Below are 21,640 nucleotides of genomic sequence, written 5' to 3' on the forward strand. Positions count from 1 at the left end.
GCATATGTCGGAGCCTCATATCAAAGGACCGTTGCAGCCGGGCGACCGGGCACCCAATGTTGTGCTTGACGCGATTACCCGTCAGGGCAAAGTCGCAATCGATGATTTTCGTGGCCGCAAACCGGTATTGGTGGGCCTGTTTCGGGGTTTGCATTGCCCGTTCTGCCGGCGCCAGATCACAGCCATGTCGCAGCTTGAAGGCGCCCTGCGCGAGAAAGGCATTGACAGTCTGACTGTGGTGAATACGCCAATCGACCGCGCTCGGCTCTATTTCAGATATCACCCATTGCCCAACCTGCTGGCTGCATCCGACCCGGAACGGATCTCGCACCGGGCATTCGGCCTGCCCAATGTCGAATTCACCGAGGCTGAAAGTGATTGGCCACGCAAGATCAGCGCAGAGGCCGTCACAAATATGCGCATTGAGATGCCGGGCGAATTACCCGAACCGATGAATGCGATGGCAGCGGTCGAGTTTCTCGACAAATTGGATGGATACGAATTTTCCGAAGCCGACCGCCAGATGATCGCCACCGGTGAAGGTCAGCTTGTGGGAGAGTTTCTGCTCGATCGTGACGGTATCGTACGCTGGAGCTTTACCGAAGTACCCGAAGGTGGCCGTTACATGTTTGGGGTGCCGGCACCGCAGGAACTGATGTCCGCCGCTTCGCAGATCTCGGGGTAGAGCGACGCTGTTCTGCCTGCAAGGCAGGCCCAGCGCCGGATGAACTGTCAAATATCCGTTGGAGAACAAAGAACAAAATAAAACAATAATGAGGAGGAGAAAATGACGGACGTTAAATGGACTCTCGTGGGCCGTGAATTCGTACACTGCAACTGCGCCTATGGTTGCCCCTGTCAGTTCAACGCTTTGCCTACCCAGGGGGATTGCTGCGCGGTTGCAGCCCTTGCAATCGAAGAAGGCCATCACGGAACCACCAAACTGGACGGGTTGAAATGCGCCATGATCGTGGCCTGGCCAGGAGCGATCCATGAGGGCAAGGGCCAAGCCGTGCCGATCGTCGACGAGCGCGCTTCGGCGGAGCAACGGGAAGCGCTGTTGCGCATCATGAGCGGATTGGATACCGATCCCGGCGCGACCTTCTTCCAGGTCTTTTCGACGACGTTCGAGAAAGTCCACGACCCGGTTTTTGCAAAAATAGATTTTGAAGTGGATGTGAATGGCCGTGCGGCGCACCTGAACGTTCCGGGATGGATCGAGGCTCGCGGCGAGCCGATCCTCAACCCCGTCACCGGCCAGACCCATCGGGCACGCATCAATCTGCCAAACGGTTTTGAGTATGACACATGCGAAGTCGGGCGCGGATGGGCCGAGACGCAAGGTCCCCTGAAGCTGTCTATTCCCAACTCTCATGCGCAGTTCGCCAGACTGCACCTGACGCAGAGTGGTGTCGTGCATTGAATGCCACGGGCGCCACAGCGCTCGAAGCGGTACTGCGACGCGATCGATTGATCGTCGCCGCATCCCTTGCCGTGCTCACGATGATCGCCTGGGCCTATATTCTCTGGCTCGCGCGCAGTATGAACAGTGATGGCATGGCAATGCAGGGCATGGATGCCGCTTCCGTCGATGTGATGATGATGTCCGGGTTTCGGTCGTGGAGCACGACCGAATTTGCCGTCACGATGTTGATGTGGGTGGTCATGATGATCGGCATGATGACCCCCTCCGCCGCACCGATGATTTTGCTCTATGCGCGGGTTGGCCGTCACGGCGAGGTGCAGGGCAAGCCATTGGCTGCAACGGGATTTTTCGTTGCCGGCTATTTTCTGGCCTGGACGGCTTTCGCCTGTGCTGCGACCATTGGTCAATGGGCACTGGAGAGCACCTTGCTGCTCACCCCCCTGATGACGAGCGCAAGCGGAATTTTCAGCGGGGTTACGCTCATCGCAGTCGGGCTGTTTCAATGGACGCCCCTGAAGGATGTTTGCCTCCGACAGTGTCAGGCACCCGTCATGTTCATTCATCTGCACGGCGGGTTCCGGCGTGATCCGTTGGGCTCCATCGCCCTTGGATTTCGCCACGGCATCTATTGCATTGGATGCTGCTGGGCGTTGATGGCCTTGCTCTTCATCGGCGGGGTGATGAATGTCCTGTGGATTGCAGCCGTCGCAATCTTTGTCCTTGCCGAAAAGCTTGTGGCAAGGGGACGATGGTTTTCCCGATTATCCGGCGTCGGGTTGTGCCTGGCTGGGTTGTGGTTGCTGGGAGCAACGATCCTCTGACTTGTCCGGCGCAATGGAATATTGGAAAATGCATTCTTGCTCGAAACCGGCTCTCAATCGTAGGTAAGCGACCAGCCTGGAGCCCGCAGCCAGCAGCGTTCAGTTGGTATGTCGTCGGTGCGATAGAGGCGAGCAACCCGCTTATAGTCGCCGCTCTCAAAGGCTCTCGCGAGCGTTTTTTCTGATGCTGCATCGCGCATCCCCTCGCATGGGAAGATCGCCACCGGTGATATCCACCTGGCCCAAAACGTCTCTGCTTGCCGCGTTATCAGAAAGACGGCACCATGGAGTTGTATTTTGCTCCAATCGCTGCTGAAGCCCTTTTCGGTCGTGAGCGGAAGGATCAGCCTTCCGCCTTCCTTGAGGCGGTCGAGCCAGATATCTGCGGGTTTGGTGGCGCCCGCGTTGACATAGATCAGGTCTGCGGATTCGAAGTCAACTTTGCTTCCATCGCCCTGTATCACGCAAACGTTCGAATATCCGGCAAGGTTTGCGCGGGCCCTTTCAGCAAGTTCCGGGTCATATTCAATCGCGGTCACCTTGCCGGATGGACCAACGAGTTGCGCCATAATCGCCGAATAATAGCCAACGCCCGCGCCCACATGCACGATGTGTTCGCCTTCCCGCGTCGCGCTCTGTGAAAGAAGGAAAGCATGCAGCGAGGGTTGCCCGTTGTTGATATGCCGTTCAGGCAGAATTCCAACAAGACTGTCGGTGTAGAGATAAACCGGGTCGGCGGTGGGCGTCGGAGTATAGGCTTCCTGCCAACGCAGGATGGGCCACGGTCCCGGCCCCAGATAATCCTCTCGCGGGACGGTCGCAAATGCGTCCTCTACGGGCTCGTCAGCGATCCCTGCAGCTGCTGCGATCTGCATCGCATAGGCGCGCCGTATTATCTTCAGCTCGTCAGGTGTCATGAGCATAATACCCCGTTGATTGAAAGAGTAATCCTAACGAGCAACATTCCCAAATCCAATGACGTTGCCTGAGTTAGACTTTGGCCTTGATACAACTGTTTCGGCAGATCGCCACCCACGTCGTCGATCTGTTTACCAATCGACAGCCAGCATATCAATTCGATGAAAAATAATGTGGTTTCCGTAGCTTGCAATCCATTTGAGATGATGGAAGTCTTTAAAAAAACACAAGCATGACGGGAACCGTGCTTCATGACTCCACCAAAACTGGTCGCTGCAGACAGCATTTTGCACAATGGTAACATCTGGTGCGGATACGAAGAAGGCGTCGTTGAAGCGCTGGCCATATGGCAAGGCAAGATCCTTGCAACAGGCTCATCCGCTGAAATGCTGGAACTGCAAGGCGCGCATACGAAGCTCGTCGATCTCCGCGGAGCATTCGCAACGCCCGGCCTTAACGATGCGCATCTGCATTTGATTTCGACTGGCTTAACACTCCAATGGATCGATGCAACGCCGGCTAAGCTTCCAACACTTGACGCTCTGCTTGACGCAATCGGAGCCAAAGCTGCCAGCCTTCCCAAGGGCGAATGGATTCTGGCGCGCGGCTATGACCAGACCAAGCTGGATACGGGCCGCCACCCCATGAAATCGGAGCTGGATCAGGTGGCCCCCGACCATCCGGTCATGCTGACGCGGGCCTGTGGTCATGTTTCAATCTTCAATTCCGTAGCTTTCGCCAAGGCAGGTGTCGACGAAGCCTATGCCGCTCCGTCGGGAGGCATGATCGAACAGAAAAATGGCGTCTTGACCGGTATGGTCGCCGAAAATGCCCAAGACGTTCTGCGTGCCGCCATTCCAGACCCCGATGAAAACCAATTGATCGAAGCGATCGAAACAGCCGGGAAAATGCTGCTCTCCTATGGCATCACGTCGGTCATGGATGCTGCGGTCGGGCACGTTGCCGGCTTTAACGAAATTCGCGCCTATCAGATTGCCCGGCGTGATGATCGGCTACCGGTCCGCAGCTGGCTGGTTTTGCTTGGCGACCCCGGCAAATCGATTGTGCCCGACTGTTATCGCGCCGGGCTTGTCTCGGGGGTTGGCGATGACATGCTGACCATTGGCGCCGTCAAGATTTTCCTGGACGGTTCAGCGGGCGGGCGTACGGCCTGGATGTCCAAACCCTATCTCGGGGACGATAACAATACCGGCATTCAGATGCTGCCAGATGCTGAACTGCAGGATCTTGTCATGGATACCCATAACAAGGGCTATCAACTTGCCTGCCACGCCATCGGCGATCAGGCCATAGAACAGCTGATTACAGCTTACGAAAAGGCGCTTGCTGCCACACCTGATCCAAACCGTCGCCACCGGATCGAACATTGCGGATTTTCAACGTCCTCACAGCATCATCGCATGCAGAACGCAGGCATCTATCCCTGCCCCCAGCAGGTTTTCATCTATGATTTCGGTGATGCCTATATTTCGGTTCTGGGCGATGAACGCAGCCGCTCCAGCTATCCGTTGAAGACGTGGGCCGATCTCGGTTTCAAGCCTGCCACAGGCAGCGACAGCCCGGTCTGTCATCCCGACCCGTTTCCGAATTTGTACACGATGCTGACGCGCAAAACCTGGAAAGGGACGGTGATGGATGCCGCGCAATCCGTTTCCATCGAAGATGCGCTGCGCGTTTATACCGAATATGGGGCTTTCTCCCAAAAACAGGAACACATCAAGGGCCGTTTGGTACCCGGACAGGTTGCTGATATCGCGATCTTCTCACGCAATCTGTTGACCGCGACACCGGAAGAAATCCTGCACGAAACCCAGTGCAATATGACCTTGAGAGGCGGGGAAATCGTTTTCACGCGAGATTAGAACCTACCAATACCGTGCATAATCATAACAGGGGGAAACACTCAATGTACAAACGGTTCGTGCTCCAATCAACTCTGGCTGCCGTCCTGCTTGCCGGTGTGGCGACGTCGGCATCCGCGGAAGAGCCACGCAAAGGCGGCACGATTAATTTCGTTGCTCCCTATGGTTCGAGCTTTGGCACGCTTGATAACCAGGCGAGCCCGGCAACACAGGATGAGTTTGTCACCAAGGCCATTCACCGACGACTTTATGCCTGGGACGGCAATGCCAACAAGCCGGTGCTGGATCTGGCAACCGACGTCAGTGCTTCGGCTGATCGTCTGACTTACACGTTCAAGCTGCGTCAGGACGCGTTTTTCCACAATGACAAGAAGATGACTGCCGATGATATCATCGACAGCTACAAGCGCATCATGACGCCCGGCAAGGCCTATACGGGCGCGCGGTACATCGGCGCAATCAAGGGTGCAAGTGACTATTCCGACGGCAAGGCAAAGGATATTGCCGGCTTGAAGAAGATCGACGATTTCACGCTGGAAATCACCTTCAATGAACCCGTCAATCCGGCGTTCCAGCTCATGCAGCCAAGCACGGTGATCTATCCGTCGGGTGAAGCCGACAAGGACAGTTTCAAGAGCCATCCGATCGGCCTTGGACCTTATAAGTTCGCCGAATATATTCCGGGCTCACGTCTGACCGTTGAAAAATGGGACAAGTTCTACGGAGCCGACAAGCCGCATGCCGATAAGATCAACATCATGATCATGGGCGAAGCCTCAGCCCGCGACGTCGCTTTCCGCAACAAGGAGGTCGATGTCTCCGTGCTCGGACCGGCGCAGTATGTTGCCTATAAGAGTGATCCGGAACTGTCGAAGAATATCTTGGAAGTGGCCGAGGTCTATACGCGTCTCGTCGGCTTCAACGTGGATTTCAAGCCGTTTCAGGATAAGCGGGTCCGCCAGGCCATCAACTATGCGATCGATTCCGATCTGATCATCAAGCGTCTGGGTAAGGATAAGGCCTATCGCGCTGTGAGCTGGTTGCCGCTTTCGTCACCCGCCTTCGATAAAGCCGCCAAACCCTATCCTTATGATCCCGAGAAAGCCAAGGCGCTTTTGAAGGAAGCCGGCTATCCCGATGGATTTGAGTTTGAACTGACAGCCACCCAGAACGAAAGCTGGGGTTTGACCATCGTCGAAGCGATTATTCCGATGCTCGACAAAGTCGGCATCAAAGTCAAAGCCAAGCCGGTTGAAGCAGCTGTTTTGTCCGAGGTGGTCCCAGCCGGTGATTTCCAGTCCTTCATGTGGTCCCTGGAAAGCGGTCCTGATCCAATGACGGCGATGCAGTGCTTCTATTCAAGGACCTCGCAGTCAGCCTGCAATTATTACAAGTTCAACAACAAGGACTTTGACAAACTGTATGAGGCAGCATTGAGCGCGCCGACGGAAGAGCAGAAGAATGATCTTTTGCGCCAGGCGAATAATCTGCTGCAGGACGAGGCCCCCGGCTGGTTCTTCAATTACAACAAGGCGGTAATGGCCTATCAGCCCTGGCTGCATGGTTTGCAGCCAAACTCGGCGGAGCTGGCCATCCAGTCTTATGAACAACTCTGGGTAGACGACGGCGCCCCATCGGGCCGCTGAAGCAACGGTGACCTGCCCGCCGTCAACGACATGACGGCGGGCCAGCCTTTTCATCTCGCGTGAAGCGCTGCGCACGTACCCTCATCTCCCAACATCAAGCGGCGTGAGGAGCGTACCGGGGCCATTATACCGGACAAGGCGGACGCGACCGCCATCCGAACGAAAGGACATGGATCCGTTGCTTCGATTTATCACTCGGCGAGTTCTGCAGATGATACCGACCATTCTGGCGGTATCTTTGCTGATCTTTGTGATTTTCAGCGTGATACCGGGCAGCTTCACATCAAGCCTGATCGCTGATGGCAAGGGTCGCAATGATCCGAAAGTCGTCGAACAGATGAACAAGGAATTCGGGCTGGACAAGCCCGTCTACCAGCGGTTCGGTAGCTACGTCGTCAATCTCGCGCAGCTCGATCTCGGACAATCTTTCCGAACACGCCAACCCGTCACGCACATGTTGCTGGAGCGGGCGTGGCCAACCATGAAACTGGCCATCGCTGCAATGGCGATTGCCATCCTCATGGGCGTGCCGCTTGGGTTCGTCGCGGCGCTCAAACCGGGGAGCCTTCTGGACACGGCCACGATGATTGCAGCCGTTTCGGGCCTGTCGCTACCGCAGTTCTGGCTGGGGCTGCTGGCTATGTATGTCTTTGCACTCACACTGGGCTGGCTGCCGAGTTTCGGTTATGGCGATGGCGGAATACGCAATCTGATCCTGCCGGCCGTGACGCTCAGCGTGGCACCCCTGGCGCTGCTTGCCCGCACCACGCGGGCGGCGGTTCTCGACGTGATGAGCGCGGACTTCATTCGCACCGCCCGCTCGAAAGGCATGAATGCCTATCGTCTCGTCACATGGCACCTGATGCGCAATGCGCTCGTGTTGATCATCACCACGGTTGGACTGCAATTCGGCTCTTTGATGGGACAGGCCGTGGTGATCGAGAAGCTTTTCTCATGGCCTGGCCTTGGTTCCCTTCTCGTCGACAGTGTTTCCATGCGGGACATACCGGTGGTGCAGGGCGCCATCCTCATGATTGTATTGTGGTTTTTGATCATCAATACGGTTATCGATGTTCTTTACGCGGTCATCGACCCGCGTATCAGCCACGGGTGACGGATATGCGACTGCGTTTCAACCTCCTCTTCGGTGGCGCCATCTGCCTGATTATCGTGACGCTGGGCGTGTTTGCACCTTTGTTCGTGCATCACGATCCGATCCTTGATGCCAATCTGATGAACGCGGAATTGCCCCCGAATGCCGATTTCTGGTTCGGAACCGACTCGCAAGGCCGCGATGTGTTCAGCAGGGTGCTTTATGGGTCCCGTGTGTCGCTGACGGTCGGTATCGTCTCGCAGCTGATCAACAGCTGCATAGGCCTGCTGTTTGGCATATCAGCTGGCTATATCGGCGGCAGATGGGATGAATTCGTCAGCGGGCTTACCAATGTGATGCTGTCGATCCCCTCACTGATTTTTGCGCTGGCGATTATGGCCATTCTCGGTCCTGGCCTCGGCAGTTTGCTGATCGCACTTGGACTGACCAACTGGTCGTGGACCTGCCGGATTGCACGCTCGTCAGCGTTGTCGCTGAAGAGCCAGGGCTATGTGCAAGCTGCCAAGACGCTTGGCTATAGTGATATCCGCATCATGATCACGCAGATCCTGCCCAATATGATCGGCCCCATCCTCGTGATCGGGACGCTTGGCATGGGTGATGCCATTCTTGCTGAAGCAGCGCTTTCCTATCTGGGACTCGGCATCAGACCACCCTTCCCCAGTTGGGGCAGCATGCTGACGGATGCACGCGAATTGATCGCCGTTGCACCCTGGGCAGCCATATTCCCGGGGATCGCTATATTTCTGACCGTGCTCGGCCTCAATCTGTTTGGAGATGGGCTGCGCGACTACCTCGATCCGCATATGAGGACACGCAAGGCATGAGCGCTTCCCCTTTGCTTGAGGTCAGGAATCTGCATATCGATATGCGTTCTGGACAAGAACGACTGAACGTCGTTGAAAACGTTTCTTTTTCGATCGGTGCCGGCGAGACGTTCGGACTTGTCGGCGAAAGCGGATGTGGCAAGAGTATAACCGCTTTGTCGCTGATAGGTCTTCTCAACAGGCCGCTTGCGGTTGGACAGGGTGAAATCCTGTTCAAGGGCCAGAACCTTCTGAAGATGAACGGCAGCGAGCTGCGCAAACTGCGCGGTAATAGAATCTCCATGATTTTTCAGGAACCGATGACCGCGCTCAATCCGCTGGCGACCGTCGGACGTCAGATTGCCGAAATGTTCGTCTTGCATCAGGGCTCGACCTGGCACGAGGCTGAACGCAAGGCGATCGCCGCACTGGCACAGGTTCAAGTGCCAGCTCCTGACAAGCGCATCAAGAACTATCCGCACCAGATGTCAGGCGGCATGCGCCAGCGCGTGATGATTGCAATCGCTTTGGCCTGTCATCCCGACCTGCTGATTGCCGACGAACCCACGACCGCGCTCGATGTCACCGTTCAGGCGGAAATTCTCAAACTGATGCAGGAACTCTGCGATCAACGCGGTACATCAGTCCTGATGATCAGTCACGACCTGGGCGTTATCGCGAAAATGTGCCAGCGTGTTGGCATCATGTATGCGGGTCATCTCGTTGAAGAACGGGCGGTTGCCGATCTCTTCCGCCATCCGGCTCATCCTTACACGCATGGCCTGCTCGCTTCATTGCCGGTCTTGGGGCAGCGCAAGCTGAATGAGCGCAAACCTTTGCAGGAAATCGAAGGAATCGTGCCATCGATTGCCGCTTTTCCCACCGGTTGCCGTTTTGAACCACGCTGTACGCGCGCCTCACCAATCTGCCGCGACGCAGTGCCGGGCCCATCCGTTCTCGGGGACGATAGCTTTGTGAGGTGTTACCACCATGGCTGATCAAACCCAACCTCTGTTGCATATTGAAAATCTGAGCGTGTGCTTCCCGGTATCGGCGGGTTTGTTCCGTCGTTCGCATCAAGCTGTGCGGGCAATCAATAATCTCAGCCTCAGTCTTCACAAGAACCAATGCCTGTCCATTGTCGGTGAATCGGGCTGTGGCAAATCTACCCTGGCACTGACAATACTGGGTTTGCAGCACCCCACGCAGGGCAGCATTTCCTTTGATGGAAAGCCTATCACCGGCGCTGACCAGCCGGGACGCATGCAACGCGCACGCATGGCTCAAATGGTGTTTCAGGACCCCTATGCGTCGCTCAATCCACGCCAGACAATTCAAGCGGCCCTAGCTGGGCCGCTGAGGCTGCATGGGTTGCGCAACAAAGGTGAAGTCGAAGACCGAATTGCGACGACCCTGAAAATGGTGGGATTGAAACCGGAACAGGCGAAGCGCTATCCGCATGAATTCTCGGGCGGTCAACGTCAGCGCATCGGGATTGCCCGCGCATTGATCCTCGACCCGAAAGTCATTGTTCTGGATGAGCCGGTTTCCGCGCTCGACGTGTCCATCAGGGCGCAGATTATCAATCTGCTTTTGGACCTTAAAGAACGGCTGGACCTGTCTTACATCATGATCAGTCATGACCTGAGTGTTGTTGAACATATGAGTGACCGGGTCGCCGTGATGTATTTTGGCCAGATCGTTGAGGAAGGTCCGTGGCAAAGCATTTTCGCCAATCCGGTCCATCCCTATACGCGACGCCTGCTCGCCGCCATTCCGGATCCGTTCATGATCATCCGCCACGAGGACATGACCCGCAAGGACATGCAGCCGCCGCCCCCGTCAGGCTTTTCCTATTACCCCGAGGAAATCGGCACACATGACATCTATCAGTCACCGCCCCCCACGGAATTCCTCACTGTTGGGGACGATCACAAGGTTCGCTTCATAACCAGATAACCGGACCAAAATCGCTTGGCATGTCAGATTGGTCGAGCCGATGATCGGGACACCTTTCTGTTCGCGCGGCAACATATAGCCGCAAGGCGGCTGGCCGACACGCTGATAGTCAGTTTCGGTATCTTCCCGCGGCAGCGTGGTCTGAATTCTTTGCCAGTTATGCAACGGTGCGGCCGCGCGGATGTCCAAGCATTGCAGCCCTTTCATCATCTGTCAGGGAATAGATGAAGTTATCGCAGGCGTGACGAAGTGCGGCCCAAAGCGGGTCGAGCAGCGATATCATTTCACCGGCTTTGGGAAAATCGCTCTCACACACGTAATGCGACTGGACGACATGGCGCGCGCCCATCGACTGAAACACCGGGCGCAGACCGTAATCAAGCGCCAGGACATGGGCGAGGCTGCCGCCGGTGCCAAGCGGCAGGATAACCTTTCCAGCCAGTGCAAACTGCGGGAGCACGTCCAGGCCTGCTTTCAACAGACCCGAAAACGATGCCTTGTAGATTGGCGTGGCGATGATCAGGCCGTGCGCAGCGGCAACCTTTTCCAGGAAAGACGCCACCGACGGAGCCTGGACGTCGGCTGACAGCAAAGCGCCGGGATCGAGATGCCGCAGAACCACGTGTTCCGCCTCGATTTTCTGTCCGCGCAATTCGTCCAGAACCGCCTCCACGACCCTTGCGGTCTTGGACGTCGCGGAAAGGCTTGCGGATATCGCGAGAACTTTCCGGCTGCTCATGGTCGAACTCCGGTTTTTCCCGCCCGGACGCGATCTGGCTCGCCGGCGATTGCTTCGCAACGAGCAGCAAATGCATTCTGCGGCCGCGCCAGCCCCAGACGGTCGCGCAAGGTGCCGGGCTCGTACTCCGTTCTGAACAAGCCGCGCCTTTGCAATTCCGGCACCACGGTCTGCATGAAATTCAGCCAATCCTCCGGCAGCAGCGGAAACATCAGGTTGTACCCGTCAGCCGCTCCCGAGACGAACCAGGCCTCCAGCTGATCGGCGACTTGCGAAGGGGTCCCCGCAACGAGCGGAACCGAGCCGGTATTGGCGATCTTGCGGGCGAGCTGACGTATGGAAAGGCCCTTGTTCGCGTCGTCCTTGACAAGCGCGAGCCAGGTGCGCCAGCCATTGAACGTGCCTTCGTCAGGCAGATCCGGTACTGGCCCATCGAGCGGATAGAGGGACAAATCTACCCCTGCCCAACTGGAAAGAAGATCGACGGCAACTTCATCGAGCATCAATGTCTCGAGATAGTCCTGTTTTTCCTGCGCCTCGGATGCTGAGGCGCCGACGATCGGCAGGATCCCCGGCAGGAGCTTCAGGCTTTCCGGCGAACGGCCGTGTTTCGCCAGGCGGTTGTTGATGTCGGCTCGATAGCTCAGTCCTTCCGCCTCGCTGCGAATGACGGCAAAATGCACGTCCGCATGCGCCGCGGCTAGGTTCCTGCCCGCGTCGGACGACCCGGCTTGGACGATCACCGGATGCCCCTGCGGCGGTCGCGGCACGTTGAGCGGCCCCTTTACCTTGAAATGCTTTCCCCGATGGTCGAGATAATGGACGTATTCGCGATGGGCAAAGAGGCCGGTTGCCTTGTCGATGACAAGCGCGTCGTCTTCCCAGCTGTCCCACAACGCTTTGACCAGGTCGAGGAACTCGGCCGCGCGCTCGTAGCGGACGGCATGTTCGATATTGGCATCGCGGCCAAAGTTGGCGGCCTCTTCTTCCAGCGCCGATGTCACCACGTTCCATGCGACCCGGCCCTTGCTGATATGATCCATCGAAGCAAACATGCGGGCGGTGTTGAACGGCTCGTTGTAGGAACTCGACGCTGTCACCATGAAACCGATGTCCTTGGTGACAGCCGAAAGAGCCGATACCAGCGATAAAGGTTCCAGTCTGGGATTGGCATAATGTGCCAGCCCGCTGCCATAGGTATCCCAAACACCGAGATGGTCGGCGATGAAGATCGTATCGAGCTTGGCCCGCTCCGCTGCTTCGACCAATCGGCGGTAATAATCCAGATCGAGAAATTCGCGGCCGGGTGCACGCGGGTGTCGCCATGACAGGCGGTGATCTCCCTGGGGATTGAAGAAGAAGGCAGCTAAAATCATCTGTCGGCGCGGCATGACGGGCCTTCCTTTGGCAGGTGTTTCGTTGATCGCGCTTGCCCCGGAATGGCTGTCTTCTGCGCTACTGGTTAAAATAAGCGAGGCTTTCCCTTCCAAAAAGAGATGATTTCTGCTAGAAAGATAAGCTCAACTTATCTTTTCCGGGATGGCAGGATGACAGGTATCCCCTCTTTACGCGGCTTGCAGGCGGTCGAAGCCGCCGCCCGTTGTGGAAGCTTTGTCGCTGCGTCCGAAGAATTGGCGATTTCGGCTGCGGCAGTCAGTCAGCTCATTCGCACGCTCGAGGATCAGGTCGGGCGCAAGCTGTTTCATCGCATCAACCGGCGTGTCGTGCTGACCGAGGCCGGATTGGAGATTTTTCCGCGGCTTGCCAATGCCTTCAATGAACTCCGGAGCGTGTCGCGTGAGCTCGGCAGCGGCAATCCGCGATCCTCCCTGGTGGTGTCGGTGGCACCATCGGTTGCCATGGGCTGGCTTTCCTCACGTCTGCCGGGATTCGTCAATATCCATGGTCCGGTCGACATCTCCCTCAGGGGTGAAGATGATCCGGTGCCATTCGACCGCGACCTCATCGACATGCGCTTGTCCTACGGTGTCTTTCATTATCCGGAACATGTCACCGAAGCGATTGGCACCGATGCGGTCTATCCGGTGTGCTCGCCGCGCTTCCTGGCTGGACATGGCCCGATGGCCTCTCCGGAAAATTTGCTCTCCGTCCCCTTGATCCACACCGATTGGGGTCCTGCTGGAGCTTCCTTTCCGTCATGGCGGAACTGGTTCGCATCCGCCGGCATATCGCCGGGCCGCCATATCCAGCATGGAATGACCGCCAACTCATCCATGGCGGCGCTTGACCTGGCACGCGGCGGACTGGGCATAACACTGGCGCAGGGATTGTTCTGTGCCCGCCAGGTAGAAGCGGGCGAACTGGTCGTAGCCTGCAATCACGTGCTCGAACTAGCCAACCCCTATTGCATCACCACCCCGCGCAGAAGCGCACAACGTTCCGTTGTTGCGGCCTTCAAATCATGGTTCATCGATGAGTGCCTGCGTTGTGTGAACGCGCCAGCGCTGTTGGTTTCCAAGGTTCAGCGGTAACTCGGCAGCCAACAGCTTCAGCTCCCTCACGCGCCGATATCCCGCAGACGCTCCGCAAGGCGGGACACGTCATGTCCGAGCGGTCGGTCTTCGATGAGAGGCCCGGCAATGGATCGCACGATATCATGGGTCTGTTGCGTACCGCGGCCACAGCGATGGCCCGCGCGCAGATCGACGGCCTGCGCCCCGGCCAGCATCTCGCAGGCAACAAGATGCCGCCAGAGATCGAGCATATCGGCGCACTTGGCCACCGCCAGAAGTGTCTGGGTGGCGTGATCTTCAACTCCTTCGGAAACGGGCAGGAAATCCAGCAACACCGGATTGGCCTTATGACGGATGGCACCGACAAGCGCAGTAACCGTCTTCTGCAGCGGAACAAAACCGGCAGATGTCCCACCCACGGGTGAGAGATAGCGCGGCAGGCCATTGCGGCTAGAGCCGGTCAGTTGAATGAACCGGGCCGCGCTGGCCAGCGCCGTCTGGGCAATGGCAAGTCCCAGGGTTTCAAACGCCAGCGCCAAAGACGGTGTGTGGAAATTACCCGTCGAGAGCACCCTGTTCTCATCGACAAGCACCAGCGGATTGTCCGCTGCCGCATTCAGCTCGATCTCCACGGCTTCTCGGGCTGCATCCAGCGCATGCGCCAGCGCCCCGTGGATCGATGCGGCACAGCGCAGGCTGAGCGGGTCCTGAATGGCCGCGCGCGCTTCATGCAGCGACGAGCCTTCGAGACGGGCAAAGAGCCTTTCCGCTTCCAGCACTTGCCCGGCGGCGGAGCGCGCCTGCTGGATGGCGGGGTGGAGGATCAACGGGTTGCCACCAAGCCCCTCGAAACTGAGCGCAGCAGCCTGCCGCTGATAGTCGAGCAAGACCATGGCATCGCTCAAGGCCAGCGCGCCCTTCCCCACCGAGACTGCCGACGCGTTGAGAAGCGACAGCCCGTCCTTCGGACCAAGTGTGGAGGGTCGCAGACCGGCCTTCGACAGGGCTTCGGCGGAGGCAAGCACCGCGCCTTCATATTCGGCCTGCCCCTCGCCGATCAGGGTCTGGGCAATGGCAGACAGCAGAACAAGATCACCCGCACCGATCGACCCGATGGATGGAACAAGCGGATGCACCTTATGATTGATCAGCGCCAGCAGATCGGCAAAGACTTCAGGCGAAAGGCCGGAGCCGCCAACCGCCAGCATGGACAGGCGCGCCGCCATGACAGCACGGGTTTCGTCGCGTGGCAGCACTGGACCGACACCGGCACCCCGTCCGCGCACCAGCTGCTGCTGAAACTCACCCGTTTCATCGACAACCGCTGTCTTGAGATTGGCGCCAAGCCCCGTGTTCAGGCCGTAAATCTGCTGCCCGGAAGCCGCTGCCGCATCAAGCACGGCCCTGGCCCGAACCAACCGGGTCAATACATCGGACGTCGCACTGACGGGAACATCCTGGCGCGCAACGGCAGCAATATCGGCGATGGTGACGCCTGAACCCGTGAGAACGAGCGTGTTCATGCGAACCGCAGCCTCTGGCCGATATTGTTCGCCTTGGCTTTCTCGAGCATGGCATAGCCGAGCGCAATATCGCTGAGCGAGAGCCCCCTGTGCCAGAACAGGATGGTTTCACCGTCGTTCTCGCGTCCCGTCCGGTGACCGGCGACAATCTGGCCAAGCTCCGCATGCAATGTCTGTTCGGAGAGCTTGCCCGCCTCGACATGGGCGCGCAGCGAACCGAATTTGCCGCCTTTGCACTGGCCCCAGTCATCAACCACCAGCTTGTCCATGATGTCGGTGAGCGACAGTTCCACCGCGCTCATCGTGCCATAGGGCACCACGAAGGCACCGGGCTTGATCCATTCGGTCTTGAGCATCGGTTGCGGCTCAGGCAGGCGCGATGCCTCGACCACGATATCGGCACCCTCCACGCAGGCTTGCCAGTTGTCGGTAACGGTTATCGGCTTGCCGAGATCATCCGAGAGTTTTTTCGCGAAGGCGTCGCGGCTTTCCGACCGGCGCGAATGCACACGGATTTCATCGAAATCATAGAGATGGTCGAGCAGCCGCACATTCCAGTAGGCGGTGCCGCGCGCGCCGATATGGCCGAGCACCTTGGAATTCCTGCGCGCCAGATGTTTTGCACCGAGGGCGGTGATCGCACCGGTCCGCATATCGGTAATGACAGTGGCATCCAGGATAGCCTTCGGCGCGCCGGTGCGCGGATCGAACAGATTGAGCACGCCGAATTCGGAGGGATAATTCAGCTTATAATTATCAACGAAGTCGCCGACGATCTTGACGCCTGCCAGATTGAGCGGCGCCACATAGCCACGCAGCACGTTGAAATGGCCATGAAACGTTTCATCGGGCTCCAGATGCACCCGCGGCTCGATCACGGTCTGGCCGTTGCCTTGCGCGGCGAGCGACGTCTCGATCGCCGCGAGAATTTCCGCATCGGTCAGTGCAAGCGCCTCGATGTCGAAGGCATTCAGATAGTCGATATAGATCGGTTTCATGCTGTTCTCTTTGCTCATGACGAACGGGCCGGTGTCTTGACGCCCAGATTTTCCCGCAGCGTGCACCCTTCATATTCCGTGCGAAAGAGGCCCCGGCGCTGCAATTCCGGCACGACCAGTCTCACAAAATCGTCGAGCCCCGTGGGAAAGAGCGGCGGCATGACATTGAACCCGTCGGCTGCCTTGCCGCGAAACCGCTCTTCCAGCGCGTCGGCAATCTGCACGGGCGTGCCGATCAGCTGCCAATGGCCGCGCGCACCGGCGAAATGCCGTGCCAGCTGCCGGATGGACAGATTTTCCCGCCGGCCGAGATCGATGATGAGCTGCTGCCGGCTCTGAATGCCGTCGGTTTGCGGCATATCCGGCAAAGGTCCGTCGAGCGGATAGGCCGACAGGTCCTTGAGGCTGAGATAGCTCGCAAGCAGCGCCACACCGACCTGATCGGGGATCAGTTCCTGCAGCGCATCGTATTTTGCCCGCGCTTCGCTTGCCGTCTCGCCGACGATGGGCGAAACCCCGGGCATGATCTTGAGATCGTCTGCCTGTCGGCCGAATTTCGCCAGCCGGGCTTTCACGTCGGCATAGAAGGCCTGCGCTTCGCCCATGGTCTGGGCTGCGGAAAACACCACGTCGGCAGTGCGGGCGGCAAGGTCCTTGCCGACATCAGACGCCCCGGCCTGCACCATCAGCGGCCTGCCCTGCGGCGATCTCCGGCTGTCCAGTACGCCCGTGACAGTGAAGTGCGTGCCACGATGATCGACCGCGTGAAGTTTTTCCGGGTCGGCATAGACGCCCTGCTCCGCATCGAGGACATAGGCGCCCTCATCCACGCTGTCCCAGACGGCGGTAGCAGCTTCGGCAAACTCCTCTGCCCGTTCATACCGCTGGCCATGCGGCCGCAAGCCGCTCGAGACGAAATTCTCCGCTTCAAGATCACTGGCTGACGTTACCAGATTCCACCCGGCACGGCCGCCGCTGAGCTGATCGAGCGCCGCGAATGTCCGGGCCAGACCATAAGGTTCGTTATAAGTGGTGGAAGCCGTGGCGACGAGACCGATATGGGAGGTATTGACCGCCAGCGCCGCCAGCAGACTGAGCGGCTCGAAACTGGTCGAGCGCGCCGCCTGACTGGCAATCTCCGGGTTGCGCTCGCGAATGGCCGCAGCGTCTTCGATGAAGACCATGTCGAATTTTGCCCGTTCGGCCGTCTGCGCCAGCTGGATGAAGTGGCCGATATCGGCCCCGGCATTGGCAAGGGCATCGGAATGGCGCCAGGCGGCGATATGATGCCCGCCCGCCATGAGAAAGGCACCGAGTTTCATCTGGTCCCCACTCATGATGCACGCTCCAGACGAGCAGGATGCGCAAGACCGAGATGGCCGCGCAGGGTCGTGGCGTCATAAGCATTGCGGAACACACCGCGCCGCCGAAGTTCCGGAACAACCTCATCGACAAAGCTGGCAACACCTTCGGGCGCACTAGGCGGCAGAAGGACAAATCCATCGAGGCCGGCTGCTTTCGCCTGCTCCTGCATCTTATCGGCAATGTAGGAAGCGGTTCCAATGGACGGAACGATGTTCGCAAAAAGCCTGATATCCTCACGCTGTCGTCCACGCGCCACGAGGCGTTCAAGCAGACCGGCGGCAAGCGCTTTCAATGTATCCGGTGTTGTCTCCGGCAGGAAAACCACATCCGCCAGCGCGGCAATATCGAGCGTGTCCGGGGTCAGGGCATGGCTGATGACCGGCCTGCCCTGCGGTGACGGATTGACATTGAGCGGGCCGCGAACAGTGAAATGCGCGCCCTTGTGGTTGAGGACATGCATCTTGTCCGGTTCGAAAAACCGTCCCCGAGCCTTGTCATAGACAAAGGCGTCATCCTCCCAGCTATCCCAAAGCCCCGACACCACGGCAAGATATTCCCGATCACGATCGGGATCACCGGAGCCGATCACGTTCCAGGCGGTACGCCCACCGCCGATCAGATCGAGGGACGCGAAACGCCGGGCGAGATTATACGGTTCGTGCTGATACGTTGCGGCGGCGGCAATCAACCCGATCCTGCGCGTAGCCGTCGCCAGCGCCGACACCAGCATGGTTGGCTCGAACGGCATGGCGAGCGGCGAAAGATCATCATGAGGCCGCTGACCGAAGCTATCCGCCAGCAGGACGAAATCCAGCCCGCCTGCTTCCGCCTTATTCACCTGCGCCGCCATGTGACTGAAATCGAGCGCGTCCAGCTGGCCGCTTTTTGCGCGCCAGGCGGTCGGATGATGGCCGAACGGTGTCAGTGACAGGCCGATATGCATCATTCCGCATCCCCGGCGCTGACGCGGATTTCATCGACCTTTTCATTGTAGAACGAGATCAATCCCTTGATCCGCCCGCTTTCGTGGAGCGGCTCCGGATAATACCAGACGATGTTCTCGTGACGCTTTCCATCGAGATCGAAATGATAGTAGGACGCCCTGCCCTTATAGGGGCAATAGGTGTGCAGCGCGCTATTCGCCAGCGTGCCGGCAATCAGGTCTTCCACGGGAAAGTAATAGCGCGGGATCAGGCTGGTCTCGAACAGGAAAACCGCGCGGTTCGTGCGGGCAACCAGCGTGCCATCGACAAAGACCTCCACACGGCGCTTGCTGTCGATCGTATCGACCCGCCAGTGAACATTGCGCGGATGACCGAAGATTTCCTCATCTTCCTCAAACCAGCGCACGGCGCTCCAGGCCACCGTTGCATAATCTGCCAGTTCGGGCACGCCCTGCGGCACATGCTCGTAACTCCAGGCGCTACCCTCAGCGCCCTTGAGCGACCAGTAGCGCCTTGCCCCGAGCACTGGCGATGCCCCCGTCTTTTCCGATGGTCCGAGTGCACCATCGCGGAAGTCCGACTTCGGCAGGTAATAAACGGGGTGACCGCCATTTTCATAGATCACGATGGCCTGCGTGCTGTCGGCGATCACCTCTTCACCCAGCTTCAGGCGGATACGCGATAGGTCGGTTCAATCAAAACCGCGGGCACTTCCCGGGAACGATAGCTGATGGACATAAGCACTCTCCAAAGGTGAGTTTCTATCGGCAGGCCTGATCGGACGGGAGGCGATCAGACCGAAAAAATCGCATCGCGCGTCAACCGGCCGGTGACGGCCCCGGCCCCATCCACGACAGCAAGAACATCGCTGTTTGCAGCGACCATCAGCGCCAGCGCATCGCGCAGGTTGCTGGTGGCAGCGACGGGGTGAGCTCCATCCCGCGGCTTGTCCGCCGTCATGGCATCGCTGACAGTAAACAGGCTCAGGCGCTTGATCGCCCGGTCTATGCCGACGAAGTTTTCGACAAATGCGTCAGCGGGGTGGGAAAGGATCGCATCGGGCGTATCATACTGGACGATCCTGCCGCTCTTCATGATGGCGATGCGGTCGCCCAGACGGATGGCTTCGTCGAGATCATGGGTCACCAGCACCACAGTCTTGCGTACCCTCTGCAATATCTGGCGGAACTCATCCTGCAGGCGGGTTCGGGCAATCGGATCGATGGCACCGAACGGCTCATCCATCAGCAGCACGGGCGGGTCGGCCGCAAGCGCACGCGCGACGCCGATGCGCTGCCGCTGGCCGCCTGAGAGCTGCCGGGGATAGCGCTTGAGCATTTCCGCCGGGTCAAGACCAACGAGGTGCAGAAGCTCGTCGATCCGGTTCCGGATCCGCGCCTCATCCCAGCCAAGAAGCTTGGGTACGGCGGCAATGTTCTGGGCGATGGTCATATGCGGAAACAGACCTACCTGCTGGATCACATAACCGATATGGCGACGCAGGATCACAGGATCAACCTTGGTAACGTCTTCGCCGTTGACAATGATCTTGCCTTCGGTCGGATCGATCAGCCGGTTGATCATGCGCATGGTCGTGGTCTTGCCGCAGCCCGACGGCCCGATCAGCGCAACTGTCGAACCCTCGGGCACGATCAGGCTGAGATCGTCCACCGAAGCAACGCTGCCTTCCCCATAGCGTTTGGTGACGTGGTCCATGTTGATCATGCGGATGTTCTTTCTGCGAAGAAGATTTTTTCGGCCCGGCCGAGAATGAATTCCGTTGCCAGCGCCAGAATGGCGATGGGAACCGCGCCAACCAGAAGCCGTGACATGTCCATCATGCTGATGCCGACAGCGATAAAATCGCCAAGGCCGCCGCCGCCGATGAAGGGAGCGAGCGTTGCACCGGCAAGCACCTGCACGGCGGCGGTGCGTGCGCCGGCGAACATGGCGGGCGCAGCCAGCGGAATGCGAATCTTGCGCAGCACCTGTCCGCGGCTCATGCCCATGCCGATTGCAGCTTCCACCGCATCGGGATCGACATCGCGCAGACCGATAAAGGCATTGAGCAGGATGGGCGGCAGCGCGAGCACGGTCAGCGCGACAATGGAAGGCCACAGGCCGATACCGAGCAGCGGCATCATGATGGCGAGAATGGCAAGGCTCGGGATCGTGCGCAGCGCATTGATGGAATTGATGACCGCAAAGGCCAGTCCGCCGCGATTGATGATGAGAACGGCAAGCGGCAAGCCGATAGCCAGCGCAAACACCAGCGACACGCCGGACATGACCAGATGCTGGCCGAGCGCCCGCAGGAATTCAGGCTGGTTGTTGACGATCCAGTTGGAGGCGGTGATCAGCATGGCCACCCCTCAACGCCAACGAACCAGGGCTTTTTCAGCCTGGCTCAGAATGAGGTCAAAGAACGTCGCCATCAGCGCCGTCAGGATACCGCCGACAAGGATTTTCTCCGTATAGCTCTGGTCGATGCCCATGAGGATGATTGTTCCGAGCCCGCCGCCGTCGATGAAGGCCGCGACGGTGGCGACGCCGATGACGGTCACCAGCGCGATGCGGATACCGGACACGATGAGCGGCAGGGCCAGGGGCAGTTCGATGCGCACCAGCCGCTGCCAGGCGCTGTAGCCCATGCCGTCGGCCGCATCGAGCACGTCGGCGGGGACGCCGCGCAGACCGGTTACCACATTGCGCAGAAGAATGAGCAGGCAATAGGAGGACAGGCCGACCAGCGCCGGTTTGGTGCCAAGGCCAAGCCAGGGGATGAGCAGCGCGAACAGAGCAAGGCTGGGGATGACGAAGATGATGCCGGTGATCGTCAGGACGACGGCATAGAACCGCGGGCGCCGGGCGCAGATGATCCCGAGGATCAGCGCGATGACGAGCCCGATCAAAACAGATGAAACCGACAACACAAGGTGCTGCCAGGTTGCGGCAAGAATTTCCGGAATGTTTTTGGGAGCCCAGTTCAAATGCGTCGTTCCATATCGCTTAGAATTGAAACAG

General features: G+C 58.6%; 21 protein-coding genes. 10 read left to right on the plus strand and 11 right to left on the minus strand.

Annotation, left to right across the window (positions count from 1 at the left end; genetic code table 11):
• Window positions 1-4 precede the first annotated feature (4 nt).
• From AC1Q5O_RS22970 to AC1Q5O_RS22980, 3 genes are all read left to right on the plus strand, one after another.
• Window positions 5-685, plus strand: a complete 681-nt coding sequence (locus AC1Q5O_RS22970) for a peroxiredoxin-like family protein (RefSeq protein WP_492566333.1) — start codon at window positions 5-7, stop codon at window positions 683-685.
• Between the two features lie 102 nt (window positions 686-787).
• A complete protein-coding gene (locus AC1Q5O_RS22975) occupies window positions 788-1,423 on the plus strand; it encodes a DUF1326 domain-containing protein (RefSeq protein ID WP_223614422.1) in 636 nt (211 codons plus the stop codon).
• Window positions 1,420-2,247 carry a DUF2182 domain-containing protein gene (locus AC1Q5O_RS22980; RefSeq protein ID WP_492566186.1) on the plus strand — a complete coding sequence of 276 codons (828 nt, stop codon included), beginning with the start codon at window positions 1,420-1,422 and terminating at the stop codon, window positions 2,245-2,247. Before AC1Q5O_RS22975 ends, AC1Q5O_RS22980 begins: the two co-directional genes overlap by 4 nt.
• Window positions 2,248-2,300: 53 nt before the next feature.
• On the opposite strand, the gene AC1Q5O_RS22985 is transcribed toward AC1Q5O_RS22980, so the two are convergent.
• On the minus strand, window positions 2,301-3,164 hold the full coding sequence (locus tag AC1Q5O_RS22985; RefSeq protein ID WP_492566188.1) for a protein-L-isoaspartate O-methyltransferase family protein: 864 nt from the start codon (window positions 3,162-3,164) through the stop codon (window positions 2,301-2,303).
• Between the two features lie 252 nt (window positions 3,165-3,416).
• Here AC1Q5O_RS22985 and AC1Q5O_RS22990 point away from each other — a divergent pair, with 252 nt between their 5' ends.
• From AC1Q5O_RS22990 to AC1Q5O_RS23015, 6 genes are all read left to right on the plus strand, one after another.
• The gene (locus tag AC1Q5O_RS22990) at window positions 3,417-5,048 is read left to right on the plus strand and encodes an amidohydrolase (protein WP_492566190.1); all 1,632 of its coding nucleotides are present in this window, start codon (window positions 3,417-3,419) and stop codon (window positions 5,046-5,048) included.
• Between the two features lie 44 nt (window positions 5,049-5,092).
• Window positions 5,093-6,694, plus strand: a complete 1,602-nt coding sequence (locus AC1Q5O_RS22995) for an ABC transporter substrate-binding protein (protein ID WP_492566192.1) — start codon at window positions 5,093-5,095, stop codon at window positions 6,692-6,694.
• Window positions 6,695-6,872: 178 nt separating this feature from the next.
• On the plus strand, window positions 6,873-7,808 hold the full coding sequence (locus AC1Q5O_RS23000; RefSeq protein ID WP_492566335.1) for an ABC transporter permease: 936 nt from the start codon (window positions 6,873-6,875) through the stop codon (window positions 7,806-7,808).
• 5 nt (window positions 7,809-7,813) lie between these two features.
• On the plus strand, window positions 7,814-8,635 hold the full coding sequence (locus tag AC1Q5O_RS23005; RefSeq protein ID WP_464663635.1) for an ABC transporter permease: 822 nt from the start codon (window positions 7,814-7,816) through the stop codon (window positions 8,633-8,635).
• Window positions 8,632-9,612, plus strand: a complete 981-nt coding sequence (locus AC1Q5O_RS23010; protein WP_492566194.1) for an ABC transporter ATP-binding protein — start codon at window positions 8,632-8,634, stop codon at window positions 9,610-9,612. The genes AC1Q5O_RS23005 and AC1Q5O_RS23010 overlap by 4 nt, the downstream gene beginning before the upstream one ends.
• Window positions 9,605-10,573 (plus strand): ABC transporter ATP-binding protein, encoded by a 969-nt coding sequence (locus tag AC1Q5O_RS23015; protein WP_492566196.1) that lies wholly within the window; start codon window positions 9,605-9,607, stop codon window positions 10,571-10,573. Before AC1Q5O_RS23010 ends, AC1Q5O_RS23015 begins: the two co-directional genes overlap by 8 nt.
• 157 nt (window positions 10,574-10,730) lie before the next feature.
• On the opposite strand, the gene ssuE is transcribed toward AC1Q5O_RS23015, so the two are convergent.
• Entirely contained in the window at window positions 10,731-11,312 is a 582-nt protein-coding gene (gene ssuE / locus AC1Q5O_RS23020) for an NADPH-dependent FMN reductase (protein WP_492566198.1), read from the minus strand.
• Window positions 11,309-12,703 (minus strand): LLM class flavin-dependent oxidoreductase, encoded by a 1,395-nt coding sequence (locus AC1Q5O_RS23025; protein WP_492566200.1) that lies wholly within the window; start codon window positions 12,701-12,703, stop codon window positions 11,309-11,311. Before AC1Q5O_RS23025 ends, ssuE begins: the two co-directional genes overlap by 4 nt.
• Window positions 12,704-12,859: 156 nt before the next feature.
• On the opposite strand from AC1Q5O_RS23025, the gene AC1Q5O_RS23030 reads away from it, so the two are divergent.
• Window positions 12,860-13,804: a LysR substrate-binding domain-containing protein gene (locus AC1Q5O_RS23030; protein ID WP_492566202.1), complete on the plus strand. Its 945-nt coding sequence runs from the start codon at window positions 12,860-12,862 to the stop codon at window positions 13,802-13,804.
• Between the two features lie 26 nt (window positions 13,805-13,830).
• Here AC1Q5O_RS23030 and AC1Q5O_RS23035 read toward each other — a convergent pair whose 3' ends face one another.
• The 8 genes from AC1Q5O_RS23035 to AC1Q5O_RS23070 all read right to left on the minus strand — a co-directional run bounded on the left by AC1Q5O_RS23035 (window position 13,831) and on the right by AC1Q5O_RS23070 (window position 21,606).
• Window positions 13,831-15,309: an HAL/PAL/TAL family ammonia-lyase gene (locus tag AC1Q5O_RS23035; RefSeq protein WP_492566204.1), complete on the minus strand. Its 1,479-nt coding sequence runs from the start codon at window positions 15,307-15,309 to the stop codon at window positions 13,831-13,833.
• Window positions 15,306-16,307: an ornithine cyclodeaminase family protein gene (locus AC1Q5O_RS23040; protein WP_492566206.1), complete on the minus strand. Its 1,002-nt coding sequence runs from the start codon at window positions 16,305-16,307 to the stop codon at window positions 15,306-15,308. Before AC1Q5O_RS23040 ends, AC1Q5O_RS23035 begins: the two co-directional genes overlap by 4 nt.
• A 14-nt stretch (window positions 16,308-16,321) precedes the next feature.
• Window positions 16,322-17,644 carry an LLM class flavin-dependent oxidoreductase gene (locus tag AC1Q5O_RS23045; protein WP_492566207.1) on the minus strand — a complete coding sequence of 441 codons (1,323 nt, stop codon included), beginning with the start codon at window positions 17,642-17,644 and terminating at the stop codon, window positions 16,322-16,324.
• On the minus strand, window positions 17,641-18,618 hold the full coding sequence (locus tag AC1Q5O_RS23050) for an LLM class flavin-dependent oxidoreductase (protein ID WP_464663617.1): 978 nt from the start codon (window positions 18,616-18,618) through the stop codon (window positions 17,641-17,643). Before AC1Q5O_RS23050 ends, AC1Q5O_RS23045 begins: the two co-directional genes overlap by 4 nt.
• Window positions 18,615-19,292 carry a DUF427 domain-containing protein gene (locus tag AC1Q5O_RS23055; RefSeq protein WP_492566337.1) on the minus strand — a complete coding sequence of 226 codons (678 nt, stop codon included), beginning with the start codon at window positions 19,290-19,292 and terminating at the stop codon, window positions 18,615-18,617. Before AC1Q5O_RS23055 ends, AC1Q5O_RS23050 begins: the two co-directional genes overlap by 4 nt.
• 116 nt (window positions 19,293-19,408) lie before the next feature.
• Window positions 19,409-20,341 (minus strand): ABC transporter ATP-binding protein, encoded by a 933-nt coding sequence (locus AC1Q5O_RS23060; RefSeq protein ID WP_464663614.1) that lies wholly within the window; start codon window positions 20,339-20,341, stop codon window positions 19,409-19,411.
• Window positions 20,338-20,979 carry an ABC transporter permease gene (locus tag AC1Q5O_RS23065; protein WP_464663612.1) on the minus strand — a complete coding sequence of 214 codons (642 nt, stop codon included), beginning with the start codon at window positions 20,977-20,979 and terminating at the stop codon, window positions 20,338-20,340. Before AC1Q5O_RS23065 ends, AC1Q5O_RS23060 begins: the two co-directional genes overlap by 4 nt.
• Before the next feature lie 9 nt (window positions 20,980-20,988).
• Window positions 20,989-21,606 carry an ABC transporter permease gene (locus tag AC1Q5O_RS23070; RefSeq protein ID WP_492566210.1) on the minus strand — a complete coding sequence of 206 codons (618 nt, stop codon included), beginning with the start codon at window positions 21,604-21,606 and terminating at the stop codon, window positions 20,989-20,991.
• Window positions 21,607-21,640: the final 34 nt, after the last annotated feature.

The sequence above is a fragment of the Phyllobacterium sp. MT110 genome (assembly GCF_058792715.1).

Bases quoted from the DNA above. Each gene is read 5' to 3' on its own strand.
- AC1Q5O_RS22970 (WP_492566333.1), top strand. From the start codon at position 5: ATGTCGGAGCCTCATATCAAAGGACCGTTGCAGCCGGGCGACCGGGCA.
- AC1Q5O_RS22975 (WP_223614422.1), top strand. From the start codon at position 788: ATGACGGACGTTAAATGGACTCTCGTGGGCCGTGAATTCGTACACTGC.
- AC1Q5O_RS22985 (WP_492566188.1), bottom strand. From the start codon at position 3,164: ATGACACCTGACGAGCTGAAGATAATACGGCGCGCCTATGCGATGCAG.
- AC1Q5O_RS22990 (WP_492566190.1), top strand. From the start codon at position 3,417: ATGACTCCACCAAAACTGGTCGCTGCAGACAGCATTTTGCACAATGGT.
- AC1Q5O_RS22995 (WP_492566192.1), top strand. From the start codon at position 5,093: ATGTACAAACGGTTCGTGCTCCAATCAACTCTGGCTGCCGTCCTGCTT.
- AC1Q5O_RS23005 (WP_464663635.1), top strand. From the start codon at position 7,814: ATGCGACTGCGTTTCAACCTCCTCTTCGGTGGCGCCATCTGCCTGATT.
- AC1Q5O_RS23010 (WP_492566194.1), top strand. From the start codon at position 8,632: ATGAGCGCTTCCCCTTTGCTTGAGGTCAGGAATCTGCATATCGATATG.
- AC1Q5O_RS23015 (WP_492566196.1), top strand. From the start codon at position 9,605: ATGGCTGATCAAACCCAACCTCTGTTGCATATTGAAAATCTGAGCGTG.
- ssuE (WP_492566198.1), bottom strand. From the start codon at position 11,312: ATGAGCAGCCGGAAAGTTCTCGCGATATCCGCAAGCCTTTCCGCGACG.
- AC1Q5O_RS23025 (WP_492566200.1), bottom strand. From the start codon at position 12,703: ATGCCGCGCCGACAGATGATTTTAGCTGCCTTCTTCTTCAATCCCCAG.
- AC1Q5O_RS23030 (WP_492566202.1), top strand. From the start codon at position 12,860: ATGACAGGTATCCCCTCTTTACGCGGCTTGCAGGCGGTCGAAGCCGCC.
- AC1Q5O_RS23035 (WP_492566204.1), bottom strand. From the start codon at position 15,309: ATGAACACGCTCGTTCTCACGGGTTCAGGCGTCACCATCGCCGATATT.
- AC1Q5O_RS23040 (WP_492566206.1), bottom strand. From the start codon at position 16,307: ATGAAACCGATCTATATCGACTATCTGAATGCCTTCGACATCGAGGCG.
- AC1Q5O_RS23045 (WP_492566207.1), bottom strand. From the start codon at position 17,644: ATGAGTGGGGACCAGATGAAACTCGGTGCCTTTCTCATGGCGGGCGGG.
- AC1Q5O_RS23050 (WP_464663617.1), bottom strand. From the start codon at position 18,618: ATGATGCATATCGGCCTGTCACTGACACCGTTCGGCCATCATCCGACC.
- AC1Q5O_RS23060 (WP_464663614.1), bottom strand. From the start codon at position 20,341: ATGATCAACATGGACCACGTCACCAAACGCTATGGGGAAGGCAGCGTT.
- AC1Q5O_RS23065 (WP_464663612.1), bottom strand. From the start codon at position 20,979: ATGCTGATCACCGCCTCCAACTGGATCGTCAACAACCAGCCTGAATTC.